Below are 21,282 nucleotides of genomic sequence, written 5' to 3' on the forward strand. Positions count from 1 at the left end.
AAAAAAAAGCCTTTTTAAGCGGAAATCAAGGTTTTTTTAATTTGGGCATCTGTACGGCTATGAAGTAAAACCCCCGTAGTTAGTAGTAGAATTACAAGAGTAGGAGTATTGAATCCGTATATAATATACCTTTAGCCCTGTGCCAGGCATAAAGTAGAGCAAGCGCACTAATATTTTCTTAATAATCCTCCCTGTGATTATTATCATACTTGAGAACTCCAAAACTTAGAACTTGGAGTTAAGTCCTGCGATAGACTAAGTCTGCCAGCTAGGTAAGGTTGTTGTGTTCTAGGCTGCCTTGCTCCTTTCGTGCTGAAGTAATTATCTAAGCTAGATTTCACCTTTGTTATCATTCATTGACTATTGCTAATTCTTAATATACTAAGTATTAGCTATATATTATTTATTTAATAGAATAGTTAGTGAATATAACGATGTTAGAAAAGATAGAATATTTAACATTGCTTTTTAATATAGCTGTTCTATATTTGTTAATAGAACTAACAGATTCGACATATGACCATAATTACGGTTATGAATAATAAGGGTGGGGTGGCTAAAACGGTAACAGCTATAAACACTGCAGCCTACCTAGCAACACAAGAGACGACTAAAAGGGTATTGCTTATTGATTTTGATGCGCAGGCTAATTCTACAGGTGCCACAATTGGTGAAACTACAAATCACGTGGGTGAGTGGTTAGTGGGGGAAAAACAGTACAGTGAAGTGGTGGTAAAATACATGGAAAAATTTGATGTACTGCCAGCCAAACGTGCACTAGATACTTATGCCAAAGCAATTGGTGCAGAGCAGGACTATCAGTTTATATTAAGAGAAAGAATGGAAGAAGATGGATTTGAAACTATGTATGATTATGTAGTAATTGATAATGCACCATCTCTTACGACATTAGCTTACACCACCTTTATTGCTGCTACACATGTCTTAATTCCCACGGCTCCAGAGGAATTCAGTATTAGTGGTATCACTAATATTCTGCAGACTGTGGCTAATGTACGCAAACGCTACAATCCTGCTTTGAAAGTCGCTGGCATATTCTTTACTAAATATCATTCGTCTTACAGATCTCGAATTGACTCCGACATGGTAGCCGGTACACGTGAGGCATATGGAGATTTGGTCATGGAGTCCACTATAAGGAATAACGTGTCCGTCAAAGAAGCAATGGCATATAAACTTCCAATATTTACCTATGCCTCTGACTCTGCTGCTGCACAAGATTATAGAGCAATGGTACAAGAGCTGTTAACACGGTTATAATTTCTAACATTTATAGTTACAATAACGTTTCTTTAAAAACTATAACCTTAGATATGGTAGAGAAAAAGAACTTTAGGAATATAGCAGTTAAAACTGCAACAAGTGGCTTTGATGCTGAGATGATGGGTGGAGTAGGGGAAATTCCTTCAGCAGGTGCACCGGTAAGAGATCTACCAGAATCAGAGAAGCTGCAGGCAGCAGATCCTAATGAGCTTAAACCGTTTGCTACCAGACTTCCAGTTTGGTTAATCCAGAAGATGCAACAGCACCAATATTGGAACAGAGAGAGTATTATGGACACTGTCATCAATGCTGTAGAAATGTATCTAGCCAATAACTCAGATGCAGAAAAACCGCTACCAGCTGCTGTAGCTGCAAAGAAGAAGAACAGAAAGAAGAGAATTGTGAAGTAGAAGGATAGGTCCTCTACGACTCTAAAACGTAAGTTCAACAACTGTCGCTTCCATGCAACTAAAGTTTATTCAGCCGTAGTATGGTACTGTTGGACTTACGTTTTTATTTGTTTGCATTAAGGAGGCATTTGGGAGTTTCTCCAATTTTACAGCTCGCAAATGGTTGAGCCGTGTGCGACCAGCACCAATGATTGGGTGATCTACCTCTTAGAACACACCCATAAGGAAACCGTGCTCAGATTGTAGAAGTATTTATCATACTCGGGCAATCAAGCCAAGTTCAACAGCCGCTACTGCTAGGCTAGTTAATTGCAGCTGTTTCTCGCTTAAGGGTGTTTCCATACTTCACATTAATCCTTTGGAGAGTTCTGATAGAAAGCTCCTTAGTAGCCCCTTCTTAGAAATCAGTACACGTGCTTCTAACCATTATTACTTCAAATGTTAGAACGTAATCCAAAGCGCCTGGGGGTTTCAGCGCTTTTTTCTATTTAACATAGTAGCCGTTATTGGCTTTACATAAGAGTGGTTATGGGCTAAGAGAATCTTTCTGGGCTTTACGCAACATCTGATATTTAGCGAAACCGGCTCATTCACTGGAACTGAAATTGCCGGTCTTGGTATTTTACCTGGAGGAAATGGAGGCAGATTGCTTTCGGTTGCCGGTTTCGTTTATCCGACTACCGTAAGATAGGTACGCAGGAGTTGGCTTTGTACACAATACAGATAAGCATAGTAGTTTTCTATATCTGGTAGCTAGGCCAATTTAGAAATGAAAGAGGATCACAATGGTCATCACCTCGCTCATGCATAGGCGGGCAGCCCTCTTGCTCTGCCTGGCAACAGACTCTTTCCCCACTCTGATTGAAACCCTTATTCTTTTCTGAAATTGGGTACTTTGCAAAAGAAATCTCTATAATTTTCATGGCTTTGCGAGTAAATTGAACCCACGCTAACAATATGTTAAACTTAGCTTAATCTCTGTTCTTTACCTTTGTGTGCAGATTTATTGAGATTACTTATGATGTTGCAGGGGTACACTGATGAAATGCTGGTAGTAGGGATACAGAACTCAGATGAAGACGCATTCACTGAACTGTACCAACGCTACTGGCAACAGTTGTATGCCAGCGCCCTGAGGCGGATGAGCAGTGAGGATGATGCGAAAGACATCATTCAGGAACTATTTGTGAGTATCTGGACCAGGCGGACTAAAATTCCTGAAGATGCCAAAGCAGCAGAATATCTGTTTACGGCCCTGCGCTATAGAATCATCAACTACCTGCAGGCCGACCAGGTCAGGTTGAGATATGCCAATGCGCAGCTGGCTGAGCAGGAGGTTTCTACTGCTTCATTGGCAGAGTCTGGTTTGGCGGTGCAAGAGCTAGAGATTATTATTCAGGAAGCGGTAGAAGATATGCCTGACCGTATGCAGGAAATATTTCTCTTAAGTTACCGAAAGGGCTTTACGCCCAAAGAAATTGCAGCACAACTCTCACTATCTGTTCAGACGGTGAAAAATTCCCTTTCTAACGCCCGCATCTTGCTTAGAGGCAAAGTGGCCCATCAGAATCCGGAGCAATACGCCCATCTGCTGCTACTGTTGTCGGGTGTTGTTATTTCTTAACATAACCTTAATCTAACTCTTAGGTACGCAAGGGCAGGTTAGCTGATATATAGGTAAACACACCTATACACAGTGGACCTGAAACAACAGCAAGAGTTACTAAGGAAGTACCAGCAAGGAACGGCAACCCCAAAAGAAAAAGAGTGGGTAGAGAACTGGTACAATGCCTTTGATACTCTAGAACCTGCTCCCGTAGAAAAAACCATTACCCCTGCCGACGGGAAGGTAATGCACGCAGCCATTCTGAAGAACATCAGAAAAGGAAAAGTACTGCAACTCTGGCAGAGGGTGGCAAGCGTGGCGGCTGTCCTGGTGCTCATGCTGCTGGGCGCTTACTACCAGTTCAAAAGCAATAACACGCCTCCATCTTACGCTTATCTCACTTCCGGTAAAGGCCAGCATTTAAAAGTTATACTGCCAGATAGTTCCTCCCTATGGCTGAATGAAAACACCAAGCTTAAGTACACCCGCAACGGCTTCGGGAAAAAAAACCGCGAAATATGGATTGAGAGCGGGGAGGCTTATTTTGATGTCAAGCGCAATGAACGCCTTCCTTTCATTGTACATTCCGGACAGCTTGAGACCAAGGTGTTAGGCACCGCCTTTAACGTTAAGAGATCTTCTCAATACCCAGAGATACAGGTGAGCGTGATTAGAGGCAAGGTGCAGGTAAGTTCTTCTGCTGCTACGTTGGCGCTGCTAACCAAAGGGAAGCAGGTAACCTATGATACGCTTAGAGCTAAGCATGAAGTAAGCAACATCAACCCAGACTATGCCACCGCCTGGCAGGTACCTGCAATCAATCTGGAAAGGGCCTCTTTCCATGAACTGGCCGAAGCTTATTACAGCCTCTACAACCTCAGGCTTTCGGCAGGGAGGAATGAAATCAAAAACAACAGATACACCCTTACCCTAGATAAACAATTGTCAGGAGAGACAGCCCTTGAAATCATTGCCGCTATCCACCAACTAAAACACAGAAAAGAAAATGGAAAGATAGTCCTGCACTAAAGAGAAAAGCAACCGCTGTTACTGGTCCTAACAGCGGTTGGAGAAAATCACTACTGTTGAAACAGTAGGCTATTCAGTCGAAGATAATTCAACCATCTCATTAACAAAGATATGAAAAGAAGGTTACGGGCGGTCATGAAATTGCCGTCAGCATTACTCATTGCTGCTCTTTTACTTACGGAATTGCCCAACGCACCGGTGTATGCCCACGAGCTTCAGAAGAATGGCAGCATAAACCGGAGTGTGAGCATCTCCTTTCAAAAAGAAACCTTAGAATCCGCCATCCGGAAAATCAAAAAGCAAACCGGCGTTTTATTTGCCTATGATCCTGAGTCACTGCATCTGGAAAAGTTGCATGTTCCTGTTGTTTCTTTTAAAGATACTCCGCTAAGCCAAGTTTTGGAGAAGCTTCTTACCCCTAATAAAATAGGATACCATGAAGTGAACAACACCATTGTCTTACAGAAGATGGCGGGGCAGACAAAAGAGCAACAGAGGGCAGCTCAGGAGAGAAGAGTGACCGGACAGGTGACCGATGAAAAAGGTGAGGCTCTTACTGGGGTGACAGTAGTGCTGAAAGGTACCACAAGAGGAACGTCCACTGATGCTTCAGGCCGCTTTACGCTGTCCATTCCAAATGGAGCGGCAACCCTTGTTTTTTCCTACTTGGGCTTTATAACGCAGGAAATAACCAGTGCAAACGGAGAGGAAATCAACATAAGGCTGCAGGCAGATAATCAGGCATTAAGTGAAGTAGTGGTGGTTGGCTATGGCACGCAGAAGAAGATCCATTCAACTGGTGCTCTAAGTACCTTAGAAATGAGTACCAAGGCGAATCAGCCAATTACAGACGCCAGCCAGGCCTTGCATGGAGTACCAGGTTTATGGGTAAATCAGGCGGGCTCACAGCCAGGGCAAGACGGAGCTACTATCCGGATCAGGGGCATAGGCACGCTTAACAACAGTGATCCGCTGGTGTTGTTGGATGGGATAGAATATCCTATCAGTGAAATAAACCCGAATGACATAGAAAGCATCACTGTGCTTAAAGATGCTTCAGCGGCTATTTACGGCTCACGAGCAGCTAATGGAGTAATCTTAATCAAATCAAAAATGGGGAGGGTAGGTGAAAATAATATCACCTACAGCACCTCCTTTGGTGTTCAAAGACCCACCAGATTACCTGATGTTTTAACGGATCCTATCCAATACATGCAGATGAGAAATCAGGCTGTTCTTAATGAAGGTAAATTAATTGGGGACTATAGCAATGAACAAATAGAAGAATACCGCAACGGAATGGGTGCAAATCCTATTGTTTATCCTGCCTCAGATTGGTTTGATTTGGTATTAGAGGATGGTTCTATTCAGCAACACAATCTTGCCTTTAGAGGTGGTGTGGACAAGACCCAATATAATATCTCCTTAGGGTACATGGATCAGAAAGGCATCTTCATCGCGAATGATAAGGCCAATCGGTTTTCCCTGGACATGAAATTGAGCACACAGGTAACAGACAGACTGAGAGTAGGAGGAAGCGTTACCGGAAATCTACGTCAGTTTCATGAACCAGGCTATGGCGCGAGTACTGTCATGAGTGTCATCATGCGTGGCCTGCCCATCTTTACGGACACCTTAGCAGATGGTACCTATGGTAACACCTGGCTAGCCACTCCAGGAAGAAACAACATTGAGAACCCCAGAATGGAAGTGCAGGAAGGTACTATTTTTCGCCAGAACCAGCGGTTCCTCGTGAAGCTCTTTTCTGAATATAAACTTCCTTTTGATCTGGTCTACAATGTGGATGTAGGATATGATAAACATGATAGGTTCAGCAAGGATTTTATTCCCCAGATGTACACCTATAACCCAAAAACAGGGGAAGAAAGAGCATTCAATGGATCGGCACCCCGGGTACGAGACTGGAGCTCAAATCACCTTAACTTAACGTTATACCACACCATGAATTGGAACCGTGAATTTAACGGGAAACACAGTTTTGCCGCCATGGTTGGCTCCAGTTATGTAGGTTTTGATAACAGAAGTTTTGATGCTTACACAGAGGGTTTCTTTGATAACCAGTTAACCGATTTAAATGCAGGGTCAACGAATCAGGTGGCCAGAGGGCAATCTTCTAAAGATAGATTACTCTCCTACTTTGGCCGGGTGAACTATGCTTTCAGAGATAAATACCTATTGGAAATAACTTCAAGATATGATGGCTCTTCCCGTTTTGCCCCTGCTAACAGATGGAGTTATTTTCCGGCCATATCGGCGGGGTGGAACATTCATCAGGAAAATTTTCTGCAAAACGTTCACCAGATTAGCCTATTAAAGCTAAGAACCTCATGGGGTAAGATGGGTAACCAAGCTGTTCCCTTATATAGCTATCTAAGCACGGTGAACACTGGGTCATCTTATCAATATGCCTTCGGAAACACCATTCAACCTGGGGCTGCCATCACCAATTACAATGACCCTGATATTTCATGGGAAACTACCACTTCTTACAATGCAGGATTGGATGTGTTGTTGTGGCAAGGAAAATTTGGGGTAACAGCTGATGTATTCAAGCGCAGGACATCTGGCATTCTAAGGCCGGTTGGTATTCCTGCTCAGGTAGGTAACTTGGGAGGACCGCAAAAGAATATTGGCGTAGTGGATAATACTGGGTATGAAGTGACGCTAACCCACCGTAACACTGTTGGCAAGTTCAGCTATGACGTTTTGGCTAGCGTTAACTATGTCAAGAATGAGGTAGTTGATCTGAACGGAGAGACAATCATCAGTGGCCGTCGCATCATAAAAGAAGGATATCCTATAGATTCATATTACCTCTTACAGGCAAATGGTTATTACCAGAATCAGGAAGAAATAGATTACAGTGCTACTGTTAGCAATGCTGTTAAACCAGGTTACATCAAGTATCGCGACATTAACCGCGATGGAAAGATAGATGGAGACGACAGGGTTATAACAGGTAAATCTATGCCTGATTATACGTTTAGCTTTGGCATAAACCTAAACTACAACAGGTTCAGTTTCAACTCTTTTTTTCAGGGAGTCAGTGGCATCAGTATCTACCCTACTGCTAACCTTGCTTTCCCATTCAACAATGGGGCCGGTATCACCCGTGACTGGATTGGCAACACCTGGACACCAGAAACTCCTAATGCCAGATATCCTCTGTTAACCACTGCTACAGGAGGCACTGAAAATTTCCAAAATTCCACTTTCTGGTTAAGAGATGCTTCTTACCTGCGTCTGCAGAACATTCAACTAAGCTATTCCTTGCCAGAGCATCTGTTGGCAAAAATTAAGATCAAGAAACTGACATTATTTGTTAATGGGCAAAATCTGGTTACCTGGACAGATTTCAAATTATGGGATCCTGAGCAGGATATCAAAGCGGATAACCTCTATGATTATCCTATGATGAAGACGCTCAGCACGGGCTTGAATGTAACGTTTTAATCAACTTCAACTTCAACTGAAAACATGAAACGATTTCTTTATACAGCACTGGTGGCGGTAACCTTGGCTTCCTGCAATAATTTGCTTGATACCGAGCCTACAGACCGCTACACAATTGAAAACTTTTGGGTTTCTGAGAAAGGTACTGTTGGAGCACTTACAGCCTGCTACAACAGCCTGACCAAAACCGGCACATTTGGCGGAACAGCCACTGTGCTATGGGAAGAAACTGCTACCCCAAACGCCTATAACTATGACAACTCTGCCGGGTTCAATGTGATAGCGTTGGGTACCCATACGTCAGCTACTAACTCCGCTATCATCAACGCCAGATGGAATGATGCCTACGGGGGCATAGGGCGGTGTAATACTTTTATTGCAAGGGTAGGTAATTCTCCCTTAGATGATAACCTGAAAGGCAGGATGAAAGCAGAAGCTAAGTTTCTTCGGGCGCTGTATTACAACCTGCTTGCCACTTATTATGGTGCGGTGCCCTTAATTTTAGATGAACCCGATATTTCTCAGGCAAACTTACCGCGTGCTCCCAGAGAAGAAGTAGTACAGCAGATACTGAAAGACCTGAATGAGGCAGCAGAAGTGTTACCAACCAGATATACCGCTGCTACAGATATTGGTCGTGCCACAAGAGGTGCAGCCTTAGCCCTCAAAGCCAGAGTGCTGCTGTTTGAGGCAAGCCCGTTGGTTAACACAGGAGGTAACATGGAGAAATGGGCGCAGGCAGCAATTGCTGCCAAAACAGTCATGGATTTGCAAGGAGCAGGTTACGCCCTATACCCAGATTACCGCGCCCTGTTCCTTCTGGCCAATGAAAACAGCAGCGAGTCAATATTTGATGTGCAATTCAAAGCTCCCCAGTACGGAACCGGCTTTGATGTAGTGTTAAGACAATACAATACCGTGGCCCCACTGCGGGATCTTGTTGATGCCTATTGGATGAGAGACGGAAAGACGAAAGAAGAATCTCCGCTCTACAATCCTGCAAATCCTTATGCCAATCGTGATCCTAGACTGGACCAGACTATTGTTTATCCGGGAGCAATGTTCAGGGGAGCAACTACGAGTACTAGCACCTATGTCAACACTGGCTACACGCAAAAGAAATACAGCATCTATGATAGGGAAACCAACAATGTTTTGCCGTCAATATCAGAGATCAACTACATGATCATCCGGTATGCAGATGTATTGTTGATGTACGCCGAGGCGCAGAATGAAGCGTTGGGTGCGCCTGATCAAAGTGTATATGATGCCTTACATGCTGTCCGTAGAAGAGCCGGGCTGAATCCTTGGCAATTACCAACTGGGCTCAGTAAATCAGAAATGCGGAATATTATTAGAAGAGAACGCCGCTTGGAATTGGCGGGCGAAGGCTTCTATTATACCGATATCCGCCGCTGGAGAACCGCAGAGACGGTAATGAATGGACCCATTTACAATCATGCCGGGAGCCCCATATTGGTTAGAACTTTCAACCCTCAGCGCGATTACTGGTGGCCTATCACTGACCGCCAGCTTGAGTTAAACCCTGCCTTGGAGCAAAATCCTAATTATTAATTCATGTTCAACAGCGGGTTTTTTATGCATTGTTTGAATAGAAATTACTTAACAGAGATGAGAAGGCTGATACTTTTAGTTGCCTTGCCTATGGTCTTCTTCAGTTGTGAAAAAGATGAAGTAGAGCAGCCTAAGGTGCCTGAGGAACCTAAGGTGCCGGTAGAACAGATACGTGTAGAGGACTGTGAGAAATGTATTGTGCTGGCAGAGCAATTGAAAAACAGAGTGGCGATTGTTGATTTGACTTCTAAGAATATTATCTGGGAGTGGAGTGCCGCAGAGTCTAATGTTCTGACGCCTCACTTGTCATGGTTTAACTTGCCAGATGAAGCTAAGCCTGTGTATGGTGGCAAGTACATTTTGCTGACAGCTTCTGGTGGTGGCGTAGCCTTGGTTCGTATCAAAGACAAGAAGACCTTGTTTTACGCAAACGCAGGCGGCAATCCCCATTCGGCAGAACTGCTCCCCGACGGAAACATTGTTACCTCTTCCAGCACGGGCAATAAGCTCACCTTGTTCAAGGTGGATACGCTCACTTATCCTGATCAAGGGTATAGGAGAACAATGTTCATAGAGGATGGGCATAATGTGGTTTGGGACAGACAGCGGCAGAGATTATGGGCTACTTCTAACTCCACACTGAAAGCTTTTTCCTATAACAATAATTGCAGCCAGCCAGGTTTAACTGAAGTGGTGTCCATTGCTGTGCCGGGACCGGGCACGCACCCGCACGATCTTTTCCCAGTGTATGGTGAAGATGCCCTATGGATGTCTACCACTACCAATGTCTATAAATTTAATATCCAGGCAGCAAGTTTTTTATTACAGGCTACCCCTCTGCAAAGTGCCATCAAAAGCATTTCTTCTGGCCCTCCAGGTTGGCCAATTTTATTAATGCAGCCTAAGCTTCAATACTGGTCTGATGAGGTGAAAGATGAACACGGAAGACGGATTTTTCAGCAGAACGACCTAAAGATTTACAAGGCTCGGTGGCTGGTAAAGAATGATTTCAGCTATCCCGACAATCATGTGTTTCGGCAGTGCGATTGAGCTGATTAAAGAACTGCTGAATGGAGAGTTTCACATTTTTAACAGAAAAGAATTCTAAAGATGATAGCCTTAAAACAGAAAATAAAAGCTGCCCTTACCCTTTTTGTATTAGCAGTGTTTACCCTGTCCTGCAGTGATGATTCGGGGGTATGGGATGATGATACTTTGGAAACATCTGCGGACTTAGAAGTCATGCTCAAGGGAAAAGAGAATCATGATGTGCTGGCAGATGTGAAAGTAAATGTCTTTGCTAAGCCTAAAGGAAGCAAAGACTTTGCATTGGTATATTCTGGAACCACAGATGATAAAGGAAGATTTGAGGTCAAAGGTTTGCAGGTGCCTAATATAGTTAGACTGGAAATGGCTGATACAAAATACCCCTCCGGTGATCCCGTGATTGCCAAAATATTAGGGCAGAAGTCGGCCTCCATGGAATTGCAGGTAAATACCTTATGGCAGCCTCAATCCATCATGAATCGCACGGGCTGGGAAGTGCTGGATTATAGTAGTATGCATGTCACCTCCAATACCACTGCGAATCTTCCGGGAAATGTGCTGTTAGACAATACTTCCATATGGCATACGAATTACGCCGGTGGAGCCACGCCATATCCTCATTGGCTGGTAATAGATATGAAAGAAGCGAAAACCATGCACGGCTATGCTTTAAAGCAGCGGGCATCAAATAATGGCCCCATCAAAGGACTTGAATTTTATGTGAGCGATGATAATCAGAATTGGAAAAGAGTGGTAGCAACAAAAATACCGCTTACCAACCCTGGCGAATGGCATACCATTAAGCTTCAGGAGCCTGCCCGAGGCAGGTACATAAAGTTTGTGGCAACCTCTCCGCATATATCTGCATCACAGTTTATTAATCTAGAACAGCTTGGAGTTTATTAATATGGTAAGACATCCAAAATACCTGCGCTTACTACCACTCGCTGGTCTTCTCATGCTGTGCCTGTTCAGCCTGAAAGCAATTGCGCAGAAAGCCAGACCAATGGAATATTTGGTTTGTGGTGATAGTAAAGTTCTGATTGTTGATAACAGCTTAACAAAAGACAGTATTCCAATAGTCACCTGGAGTTGGGACGCACATGACGCTACAGACCTTCCAGATGACTACCGGCAAAAGTTCTTTGAGACAGTAGATGATTGTAAAGCCTACCAAAAAGGAAGTAAAATTCTCATTTCCTCCTCCTCCGGTGGGTTTGCTATGCTAAACAAAGCAAATAAGAAAGTCCTGTATTTCGGGTTTGTTCCCAATGCCCATTCTATAGAATTGCTGCCCGGAAACATCATAGCTGTTGCGGGTTCAACCGCAGAAAAAGGCAATTGTATAGAACTTTACAAACTAGATAAGCCCGGCGTAGCAGTTTATAGAGACAGCCTGTACTCTGGCCATGGGGTTGTCTGGCATAGCAAACAGAAGAAGTTATACGCACTAGGCTATAATGAGCTCCGGCAGTATAGTTTGAAGAACGATAAAACAGGTACTTCTCTGACCTTAGATAATTCATGGAAACTGCCCAACACAGGAGGGCATGACCTGCAATTGGTTCCTTCTGAAGAAAAGCTGCTTATTACTGACACACGCACCGTTTGGGAATTTGACCTAAGTAGTTTCAGCTTTTCTGAATTCTCTCCTTTGAAAGGAATGAAAAATGTCAAAAGTGTTGGTAAGCACCCGGTAAGCAAGCAGCTTATTTATACAAAGGCAGAGGAAAGCTGGTGGACCTATCATGTCAATTTCATGGATCCAAACCAAAGAGCTTCTTTTCCTGAAATACGTGTCTATAAGGCAAGGTGGATTTCTAATGAATAAACATCATTTAGTAGTTGTACTTTAAAATTTATGTAATGAAGAGAAGAGATTTCTTTAAGAATACTACCCTTGCCACAGCAGGTGCAACCTTACTTCCGACTTTTGGATTTACCCATTCAATTGATAAAAAAGCAGGCAAGACAGCTAAGAATATTATATTCTTGGTTAGTGATGGTATGAGCACGGGTACCTTGAACATGGCTAACCTTCTGCTTCATCGGAAAGAGGGAAGGAAAAGCCATTGGGTTTCACTATATGAGGAGAATAAGGCAATACGTGCTCTGATGGACACTGCCTCGGCAAACTCTCTTGTGACAGATTCTGGGGCAGCCAGTTCTGCCTGGGGAGGAGGAGTGCGCGTAAACAATGGCTCAATTAACGTTAATCCGGATGGCTCAAGTAATAAACCCATACTCCAAAAGTTTAAAGCTGTAGGTAAAGCGGTAGGTTGTGTCACCACCGTTCCTATCACCCATGCCACCCCGGCAGGCTTTTGCATAGCCAGTAAATCCAGAGATGATCAGGAGGGCATTGCCCGGCAGTATCTTTCTCTTCGGTTTGATGTAATGATGGGAGGAGGAACAGAGTTCTTTACTGCCGAGAAGAGAAAGGACAAAGCTGATTTGTTTCAGGAGTATGCGCGGCAAGGGTACGGTGTTTTTAGAAGCCGGAAAGAGATGATGAACGCATCAACTTCTGCCGGAGCCCCAATATTAGGCGTTTTCCATGAAAATGGCTTGCCTTATTCCTTGGATAGAGTTCAGGACAAGCAATTGAAAGAACAGGTACCTACCCTTGCTGAAATGACCAGTCATGCGATCAAGCACCTTAAGAACAACAAGAAAGGTTTTGTCTTACAGGTAGAAGCCGGTAAGGTAGATTGGGCAGCCCATGCCAACGATATTGGTGGGTTGTTGTATGACCAGATTGCTTTTGACGATGCAATTGGGGTAGCCTTAGATTTTGCTGATAAAGACAAGGAGACACTGGTGATTATCACCACAGATCATGGCAATGCTAACCCTGGATTATACTCTAATGAAAAAGCAGAAGAGAATTTTGATAAAATCCAGAAATTTAGGTACACAAATGATTGGATACTAACGGGCATCAGCAGGGATTCTAGTCTTAAACAAGTAGTAGAAAGGGTAGAAGAAGCACAAAGTTTTGCGATCACTACTGATGAAGCTCAAGTACTTTTAAAACATATAAAAGCACTTGATGAGACTGGGGTTTATAACCCTAAAAAGCTACCTTTTAGCCAATTGGCCGAAATTCAATACAATTATACCTCTGTTGGGTGGGGATCAATACATCATTCTGCTGATTATGTAGAACTGGCAATGTATGGGCCAGGTAGCGAATTGTTAAAACCCTTTGTTAAAAACATAGAACTTCATGACATTATGCTGAAGGCTTGCGGAATAATCGCTTAATGTAATATATGCAACACAGCATCTTAGAGAAATTCTTTATAGCCCTACTTATGCAGAAACAGATTTGGTTCTGAATGGCTGGGTAAGCTACTGACGAGAGTGTTTTTTAAACTGTGTTATTTGTTGATTATGATTTCCCGTCCCTCTTACTGTCAGGCTTAAACCTGACAGTAAGAGGGACGGGAAATACTTTGCACTTCAAGTCTAGCTACAACCAGATGGCGAGCTACTGGGCTGTCTAGCTCCAGTTACTCAAAACACAGCCAGGTTGACCTCTTGGCTGGTGGCAAATTTCCGGTGGTAGACCAGCTTTACTTTCAGTGTCTCGAAAGAGCTCTCGGCCAGCATTGCCCCCAACAGTTTTCCTTCGCCTGCAGAACTAAAGAGTCTCCCTATACAAAGTACCTGCCCCATAAAACGGCCGTTTAAAGAGACAATTTACCTTATTCATGATTTATCTCCCCTTGGCCCTAAATACGTCTCATCTGTCCGTCTCACAAATCAAAAGATATTTTTATATTTGAGATGAGTTAAAGAGACACATTTATGAAGATAGGCTACGCCCGGGTCTCCACCCAGGACCAGAAGCTGGAAGCGCAGACGGACGCGCTCACCCTACACGGGTGCGAGCGCATTTTCAAAGAGAAGAAATCGGGCAAGAACAAGGAGCGCCCCGAGCTGGAGAAAATGGTAAGTCAGCTCCGGTCCGGGGACACGGTGGTCGTCTGGAAGCTGGATAGGCTGGGCCGTTCCCTGCGGGACCTGATCGACCTGGTGGAGGGCTTCAAGGCCAAGGGGGTGGACTTCGTGAGCCTGCAGGACGGCATCAACACGGCCACGCCCACGGGCCGGTTCACCTTCAACGTGTTCGCCTCCCTGGCCGAGTTCGAGCGGGAGATCATCCGCGAGCGCACCAAGGCGGGGCTGGCGGCGGCCAAAGCGAGGGGAAGGAACGGGGGAAGGCCCGCCGGGCTCTCCCCGGAGGCCACGGAGAAAGCGAAGTCCGCCCGGATCCTGTTCGACGCCGGGGGCAAGAGCGTGGGGGAGATCGCCAAGATCCTGGGCATCGGGCGGGCCACCTGCTACCGCTACCTGGGGCAGGGGGAGCCGCTAAAGTCAACGGATTGGTCAACGCAAAAGTCAACCTAAAAGTCAACGTCGTATGCAACGTTGACCGGGGCGTTGCAAAGCCACAGTTTCTACCGCAATACCATGCCTGACATAGTGTGAAGGGGTTTTTAGGTGGTTTTGCGGTAGAGATCCGGTTGCCTTCCCGGAAGGGTTCCGACTCCGAGTTCCGGGCCGTTGGCAACGCAAAACGCAACGTAAAGTGCAACGTTGACTGCAACGCAAAACGCAACGTTGCTGCAACGCCAACCTATCCGTAAAATGACTCACTTTCTACCGAAATACCCTGCTTGGCGTAGCGCATAGGCCCTTCCGGTTGGTTTTGTGGCAGATATCCCGTTGCCCCACGGATTTGTTCCGTCTCCGGTTACCGGGCCGTTGGCAACGTATCAGGCAACGCAAACCGCAACGTTGCTGGGGACGTTGCCAACGCAAAGCGCAACGTTGGACAGTGGTTTTTCCAATCCGGAAATCACGGATCCTGACTTTGGGTAGGCACGCTGACATTTGCCTCTCAAATGTGCCGTTTTCTGGGAAATTGCTGGACACGATTCCGATGGTAGTTAGCTCTGAAAAGTCAACGGATTGGTCAACGCAAAAGGCAGTGATTTTCCTAGGCTCGGAAACTAGCGCATTGTCCAGAGTCAGACGATATGCTTTCCGGACCTGAGAAGCGCCGCCTTTGGGCATGGTTGTGTGGCTAACTGCCGCGCGCCTAATATTTGAAAATGTTTCTAATTTTTACAACAATTAAAAATAGTCTTCATAATCTCCGTATTGTCCATCCGTTAGTGCATCAAATGCATCTCGGTCTGCCTCATAATTACTTTGTCTTGAATTATATTCTTCACCATAATCTTCATAGACTCGCTCAATGTGATCGCAGTCACTTGGATTATAGTTTGGAAACCTACTTTTTATAAATTCCTCATCTATTGCTTCAATATTTAAATCAAGTAACACCTTGGGTTCAATAGATTCAGAAATATTGTGGTAATTACCTTGCGAATAGTAATCAAATGTAAAATAGCACGAATCTGAATTCCCTGGAATTAAATTTTCATAATCATCAAAATCATATTTAGAATAACTGAATATAATTTTTAAGTTATAATTTCTATATAATTCTTGGCTTATGAGTATCAATAGATGTATAATTATTGGATTTGTCTTGTACCCAATAATTAAACAGTAATTTTCAGCATAAATATTGAATTCTCTATCACCATCTTCATCAGGATGAATATCCCAATATGTAGGGTAATTAGGTCTTATCACTTTGATCTTAATTGAAAGAAAATTGAAAATATCAACAAATGGCTTAATTTTAGGTATCAATCCATTTATTGTTACCTGACAGGTATTTGGTATTTCACTAATATTATTAGTCTTAAATAAAAAATAAAATTTATTAATAAACTCTATTACAAGTTTATTGACAGGTGTTACTTTAACTATTTCATTATTTTTATAAATACCGGCTCTGTTAGGCTTCTGCCCTTCCCAAAAAGGATAATTTCTCAATTTTCCTATGATTTCTATATCATAGTAAAGTTGACCTACCACCATAAAATTTTTCGATGTTAGAACTGGTATGGTAGCAGTTTTAGGTTTGTAAATATAACCAAGTGCTTCAGTGTGTTCTTTACAAAATAAATCTTCAGTATTTTCAACTATAACTACTGACCAGTCTTTATTTGATTTTGCTTGTTTAATACCTGAAACGATAACCATGGTTTTTTACTTTAAAATTGCTGACAACTATTGTATACCAAAAGAGCTCCTGTTATTGGTGTTTTGGTTGGAAACCGCACTGCGGTACCCCATATTCCTCTGTTCCCGGTGATTGCACTCTCTAGTTTCAAAACACCTCCCAATGATAGCTGTTTTCCGAACGAATACCACTCACCCCACGCTCCTCTGTCTCGTGGCTCCCGGCAAGGCATTTTCGAGAGCAATTCAGCAACGCCAAACGCAACGAGGAATGCAACGTTGACCTAAGCCATTGTCAACGCTGGTACATTGGTTTTGTGAGGCCCGGGAAGCGTAGATCTGACCTTGGAAAGTGGTATGCTAATATTTGGCTCTAGAAAGTGCCGTTTCCAGGGACGTTGCTGGATCTGATTCCAATAGGTAGATAGCATCAACAGCAACGCAAAGTCAACGGGTTAGTCAACACAAACAGCAACGTTGATGGCAACGTTGCCCTCAACGCCAACCTTCCGTAAATGACCCACTTTCTACCGCAATACCCTGCCTGGCGTAGTGCATAGGCTCTTCCGGGTGGTTCTGTGGCAGATATCCCGTTGCCCCACGGTATTTGTTCCGCCTCCGGTTATCAGGGCGTTAGCAACGCGGAGCGCAACGGATCAGGCAATGCAAACAGCAACGTTGCTGGGGACGTTGCCAACGCGGAGCGCAATGTTGGACAGTGTTTTCTCCAGTCGGGAAAGCATGAATCCTTACTTCAGATAAGGTGCCTGGCTCCTGGCCCTGTGACGGGCCGTCTTTAGGTATGATCGTGTGCCTAATGGTCTCGTGTATGAGGCGTGAGAGGCCGTAGCATGGCTGCACAATGTTGGCAGGAGCTTTTCTTAGAGGAAATTACTATGAACTACTTAAAACCAATGCCTAAAGAATCCATTTTTGCCGCAGCCTCTAGAAATATTTCATCTTTCAAAGCTTCATCGGTAGGTTCTATACCATTATATTTTTCGAGAACTATTTGATTATAAACTCTTTCAAAGGCATTATGTTTTTGAGCCATCTCATAGCTTTCCATGCTTTTGTTGTAAACAACAGTAGTAACAATCAATATTGTTAATGTTGTCAAATAAAAGAGTGTCTTCCTCTTCTTCTTGCCTTTGAAGCTAATCAAAGCAATTATACCAATTGAGATAGCTGAAAAAAGAAATATAATAAAGGGCGGAATGTAATGCATGTAAGATTTAATTAAAAGTTAATATTTGTCCTGTAATCTTTAATTATTAATCCCATTCTCGTAAAGCATCACTTATTGCTCGGGCTATTATATCTCTATATGGGTCTAGTCTTGAGTCTAAGTCTAGTTGAGAGGAGTATCTTCTACCATTAGAAATATTAACTCGTATCCCATTAATTTCACCTATCCAATTAAACTCTTTTCCATTAGGTCTTTGATTATTAAAACTAACTGGCTGGTCGGGATGCAGATGACTTACAGATTCATGGTAGTCCCCTGGGAACTTGATTTTGATGATTGCTTTCATAGTTTCACTTAAATTTGAAATCACTGCCATCGTACTTGTGTAAACGACGGTTAGGCCGTCGGCCGCTGCTGACGTTTACACAAGTACGATGTGTGAAGTTATTTTTTGTTTCGAATGATATAGTTGAATTGCAAGCTTTCACTATGAATTAAAGCTTCACCTAAAGCAACACTTTCAAATTCTATATCTCTGTCGATTGGCTTTGAATTATGCCTTGAAGGGAAAGAGTAATGCAGATAGATAGTTTTGCCCACAATGCTGTCGATACTTGGCAAATAGTCCTCTCCCCTCAATCCAATTGCTTCTATGAGCTTTTTAGAAGTGTCACACACTTTCAGAGTAACATCATACCCAAAAGCCCCATGGTCAACTCTGGAAAGTTGGGTTATAAGCTTATTGCTACTTGCTTCTTGGATCATAATTTCATTATCGCCTATGCAATCACAATCCTTAGCTTCAGAGCATCCAATCAGTAATACAGCTACTAGGAATGAGAATTTCTTCAGACTCATGGAAGACTTTTTGTATATGTAATTACGCCCAACTACAGTGCACAAGGAGGACATCCGGTCATTGGCCCCATGTACAGGGTCTACGCTACTGTTTTCACAACCCTCTCTCCGGTAGCCCCTTAATCCCCAATATAGCTGTTTCTTAGATGAGTCGTATTCACTGTCCTAACGCCAACCGGTAATTCCATGCTTGGTCAACTTAAAGTTAACGCAGAAATCAATCCAGAAGCCTACGTCGACTGGGACGGTGGTCAATGCAAGGCTGCCCTATGGAATGCCTTGATTTACCGCAAAGCACCTCATTTACTATGGCGGGAAGGCCTTTCCCTGCGTAGAAACGCAGAATAGCAGCAGCTGACCCGGTGATATATCTGGTAAGGTTGATACCCGTTTCTAAAGCCCTGGTCAACGCTAAGTCAACGCAAAAGGCAACGTCCGGTCAACATTGACAGCAACGTTGACCGATTCCATACAATGTCTCACTTTCTACCGTATTATCCTGCCATGCATAGCGCATAGGCCCTTTCAAGTGGTTTTGCGGCAGATGTCCCTTGCCCCACGGATTTGTTCGGTTATCAGGCCGTTGGCAACGTATTAGGCAACGGAAACAGCAACGTTGCTGGGGCATTGCCAACGCAAAGCGCAACGTTGGACAGTGGTTTTCCGGCATCATGACTTTGGGTAGGCACGCTGGCACTTGCCTCCCAAATGTGCCGCTTCCTGAAGCGGGTCGTTTCAGCGTATTTCAGGACAAGGCTGTATAGTAATACCGGGATCCAAAGAGAGGGGATACGGGAATTCTTACGTGGGTCCTAAGCTAGATGTCACCTGTTTACCCTTGGCTGAGGGAAGGCTCGAAACTCAGCAACTGGGCAGGCGGTACCTCTAGGCCTTTGGCGAGGGCGAACAGCGTGCTGACCGTGGTATTGACCTCCCCCCGTTCTATCCTGCCGACCTGGTTGATGGGAATGTCGGCCCGGTAGGCGACCTCCTCCTGCGAAAGCCCCTTGCCGGTACGAATACCCTTGAGGTGGTCCCCGAACCTTTCCAGCAGCTCTGAATCCCTTATTTTGGTCACGTGGCCAAGTTGAGGATTCACCCTTGCAATTATTAACACATATATGTGTTATAAAGCAAATTATCGCTATCCTTGCGCCCGATTCGCCACCTAGGCCAGCCGCAGGGTAAGGACGGTAAAGCCCAAACCCTTGTTCCCGCTTCGGGTGCGGAATCGGGATGATTAAAGTTAAACTTATACAGAGATGAAGAACCCAACCCTACAGTCACTCAGTACCGACTCGGATTTCTCCGATTTGATCAACAGCCGGTTCAAGCAACCCATTGACGGCTACAGGTTCCCCCCAGAGTATGAGAAGCGAAGGACGCCCCAGTCATTCTTTGAGGAGTCGGGGAAAGCGGAGGCCGAGAACATCACGGAAAGGGAGTTGATGCGGGACAATATCTACGTGAAACACGGGTTCGACATATTCGACTTCCCGTTTGTCGTGCTATATGAAAACCAGAGCGGGGAAGAGAGGCTGGAGCCGTTCAGATTGGAGGGTGAGGCCGAAGACTTCTGCAGAGAATCGTCCCATCAAGGTACCCCCTCACTCCTGATCCATATAATGAACCATGAGATTGAGAGTAGGTTGTTTAAAGGCAGATAACCCGGGGTTCTTCGCTTTGCCGCACCGCGGTTAAGAAGGGGTATACAAGCACCTCACCCTATCTGTGGTACAGCAAAGTGACTGTGAAAATTAGCTGGCCGGACCCCATAACCATCGCATTTTGTGAGATAAAACCACTGGGCGCATCATCTCTTCCAGCAGCGGGTCAGCCTGCCCTATGGACCATAGCCAAAAGCTGGGAAGGTAGTAGCATATCCTTTCATAAAGAAAAGGCCCCTCTAACCGAGGGGCCTTTTCTTTTGCTACATGCGTTAGCCACTTTAAATCTTACATTTAGTTGACACCTGGTGACAGCACCAGAAAGCCAATTCACACAGCTGCATCCGGTATATACCGATGTAAGTCAAACCCGAAGAAGGCCATTGTTATTTATGCTATTCAGATTCATCAACTTTTACCTCTATCAGGTCTTCTTTCAATGTAAAATCCTCCCTACAAAACGACTCCCTCGTTTGACGTTGAATGGTATAGGGTGCTGTATCAGAATTGCTCCCGTCATAGTTTTCATCACCACTACTATATGGATGGGTAAAATCAGCACCTGGGGTATGGTAACTAAGAGCATGTACGCATTCATGAATCAAAACTGCAGCGTATGTACATCCTCTACGGCCGTTGCCTATATTAGCCCAAAGCGAGTTGGGGGTTTTCCATCTAAATTCCCCCCCTACATCAGGATCGTCATCGGTGTATTCCCTTACATCTAGCCTAAGGCTTGAGTTTCTGAAGAAGCCCGCGATATCAGCTGGCGAGAGGTCAGCAGGCTTAATATCATCATAGGTCCCTGGCGTATCTGCAATCATGTTGAAGAACTCCTCAGAACTCAGAATTCCATTAGCGATCGTGGTGGATTCTCTGATCCATCCCAAATTACCCGAATAAGTTAATTGAATGCTCATAACTGGATTAAAAATTAGATTGAAAAAAGACAGTTTAATTGCCCTCTATAATTTTATACACTGCCCCTCTGCTATGATACGCTCTTGGTTTTAGTAGGAAAGTATAATGCTTTGT

The 21,282-nt window shown here is 44.2% G+C and carries 18 protein-coding genes; 12 read left to right on the forward strand and 6 right to left on the reverse strand.

The window, feature by feature from the left end; translation table 11 throughout:
• The first annotated feature begins 516 nt into the window (after positions 1-516).
• From EFA69_RS12695 to EFA69_RS12745, 11 genes are all read left to right on the forward strand, one after another.
• Complete coding sequence (locus EFA69_RS12695) at positions 517-1,281, forward strand: ParA family protein (RefSeq protein WP_183906775.1); 765 nt, start codon at positions 517-519, stop codon at positions 1,279-1,281.
• Between the two features lie 53 nt (positions 1,282-1,334).
• A complete protein-coding gene (locus EFA69_RS12700; RefSeq protein ID WP_123133506.1) occupies positions 1,335-1,694 on the forward strand; it encodes a hypothetical protein in 360 nt (119 codons plus the stop codon).
• Positions 1,695-2,712: 1,018 nt separating this feature from the next.
• Entirely contained in the window at positions 2,713-3,318 is a 606-nt protein-coding gene (locus tag EFA69_RS12705) for an RNA polymerase sigma factor (RefSeq protein ID WP_123133507.1), read from the forward strand.
• 72 nt (positions 3,319-3,390) lie between these two features.
• A complete protein-coding gene (locus EFA69_RS12710) occupies positions 3,391-4,329 on the forward strand; it encodes a FecR family protein (RefSeq protein ID WP_123133508.1) in 939 nt (312 codons plus the stop codon).
• A gap of 111 nt (positions 4,330-4,440) precedes the next feature.
• Positions 4,441-7,803, forward strand: coding sequence for a TonB-dependent receptor (locus tag EFA69_RS12715; protein ID WP_123133509.1), 3,363 nt, complete (start codon positions 4,441-4,443; stop codon positions 7,801-7,803).
• 24 nt (positions 7,804-7,827) lie between these two features.
• Positions 7,828-9,378, forward strand: a complete 1,551-nt coding sequence (locus tag EFA69_RS12720; protein ID WP_123133510.1) for a RagB/SusD family nutrient uptake outer membrane protein — start codon at positions 7,828-7,830, stop codon at positions 9,376-9,378.
• A 3-nt stretch (positions 9,379-9,381) separates the two neighbouring features.
• Positions 9,382-10,428 carry a DUF6528 family protein gene (locus EFA69_RS12725; protein ID WP_123133511.1) on the forward strand — a complete coding sequence of 349 codons (1,047 nt, stop codon included), beginning with the start codon at positions 9,382-9,384 and terminating at the stop codon, positions 10,426-10,428.
• A 60-nt stretch (positions 10,429-10,488) separates the two neighbouring features.
• Positions 10,489-11,331, forward strand: a complete 843-nt coding sequence (locus EFA69_RS12730; RefSeq protein ID WP_123133512.1) for a discoidin domain-containing protein — start codon at positions 10,489-10,491, stop codon at positions 11,329-11,331.
• Positions 11,318-12,256, forward strand: a complete 939-nt coding sequence (locus EFA69_RS12735) for a DUF6528 family protein (RefSeq protein WP_148041350.1) — start codon at positions 11,318-11,320, stop codon at positions 12,254-12,256. The genes EFA69_RS12730 and EFA69_RS12735 overlap by 14 nt, the downstream gene beginning before the upstream one ends.
• Before the next feature lie 35 nt (positions 12,257-12,291).
• Positions 12,292-13,692: an alkaline phosphatase gene (locus EFA69_RS12740; RefSeq protein ID WP_123133514.1), complete on the forward strand. Its 1,401-nt coding sequence runs from the start codon at positions 12,292-12,294 to the stop codon at positions 13,690-13,692.
• Between the two features lie 546 nt (positions 13,693-14,238).
• On the forward strand, positions 14,239-14,841 hold the full coding sequence (locus EFA69_RS12745) for a recombinase family protein (protein ID WP_123133515.1): 603 nt from the start codon (positions 14,239-14,241) through the stop codon (positions 14,839-14,841).
• 729 nt (positions 14,842-15,570) lie between these two features.
• Here the strand turns inward: EFA69_RS12745 and EFA69_RS12750 are convergent.
• The 5 genes from EFA69_RS12750 to EFA69_RS12765 form a co-directional block, all read right to left on the reverse strand.
• The gene (locus EFA69_RS12750; RefSeq protein ID WP_123133516.1) at positions 15,571-16,554 is read right to left on the reverse strand and encodes a hypothetical protein; all 984 of its coding nucleotides are present in this window, start codon (positions 16,552-16,554) and stop codon (positions 15,571-15,573) included.
• Positions 16,555-17,434: 880 nt separating this feature from the next.
• Entirely contained in the window at positions 17,435-17,602 is a 168-nt protein-coding gene (locus tag EFA69_RS20430; RefSeq protein ID WP_221175737.1) for a hypothetical protein, read from the reverse strand.
• Positions 17,603-17,807: 205 nt separating this feature from the next.
• Positions 17,808-18,068, reverse strand: a complete 261-nt coding sequence (locus EFA69_RS20140) for a hypothetical protein (protein ID WP_148041351.1) — start codon at positions 18,066-18,068, stop codon at positions 17,808-17,810.
• 98 nt (positions 18,069-18,166) lie between these two features.
• Positions 18,167-18,580, reverse strand: a complete 414-nt coding sequence (locus EFA69_RS12760; RefSeq protein ID WP_123133518.1) for a hypothetical protein — start codon at positions 18,578-18,580, stop codon at positions 18,167-18,169.
• Positions 18,581-19,412: 832 nt separating this feature from the next.
• On the reverse strand, positions 19,413-19,658 hold the full coding sequence (locus EFA69_RS12765; RefSeq protein WP_123133519.1) for a helix-turn-helix domain-containing protein: 246 nt from the start codon (positions 19,656-19,658) through the stop codon (positions 19,413-19,415).
• Positions 19,659-19,842: 184 nt separating this feature from the next.
• Here EFA69_RS12765 and EFA69_RS12770 point away from each other — a divergent pair, with 184 nt between their 5' ends.
• Entirely contained in the window at positions 19,843-20,247 is a 405-nt protein-coding gene (locus EFA69_RS12770; protein ID WP_123133520.1) for a hypothetical protein, read from the forward strand.
• Between the two features lie 395 nt (positions 20,248-20,642).
• Here EFA69_RS12770 and EFA69_RS12775 read toward each other — a convergent pair whose 3' ends face one another.
• Entirely contained in the window at positions 20,643-21,167 is a 525-nt protein-coding gene (locus EFA69_RS12775; RefSeq protein WP_123133521.1) for a hypothetical protein, read from the reverse strand.
• Positions 21,168-21,282: the final 115 nt, after the last annotated feature.

The organism is Rufibacter immobilis (assembly GCF_003721565.1).
Lineage (GTDB): Bacteria > Bacteroidota > Bacteroidia > Cytophagales > Hymenobacteraceae > Nibribacter > Nibribacter immobilis.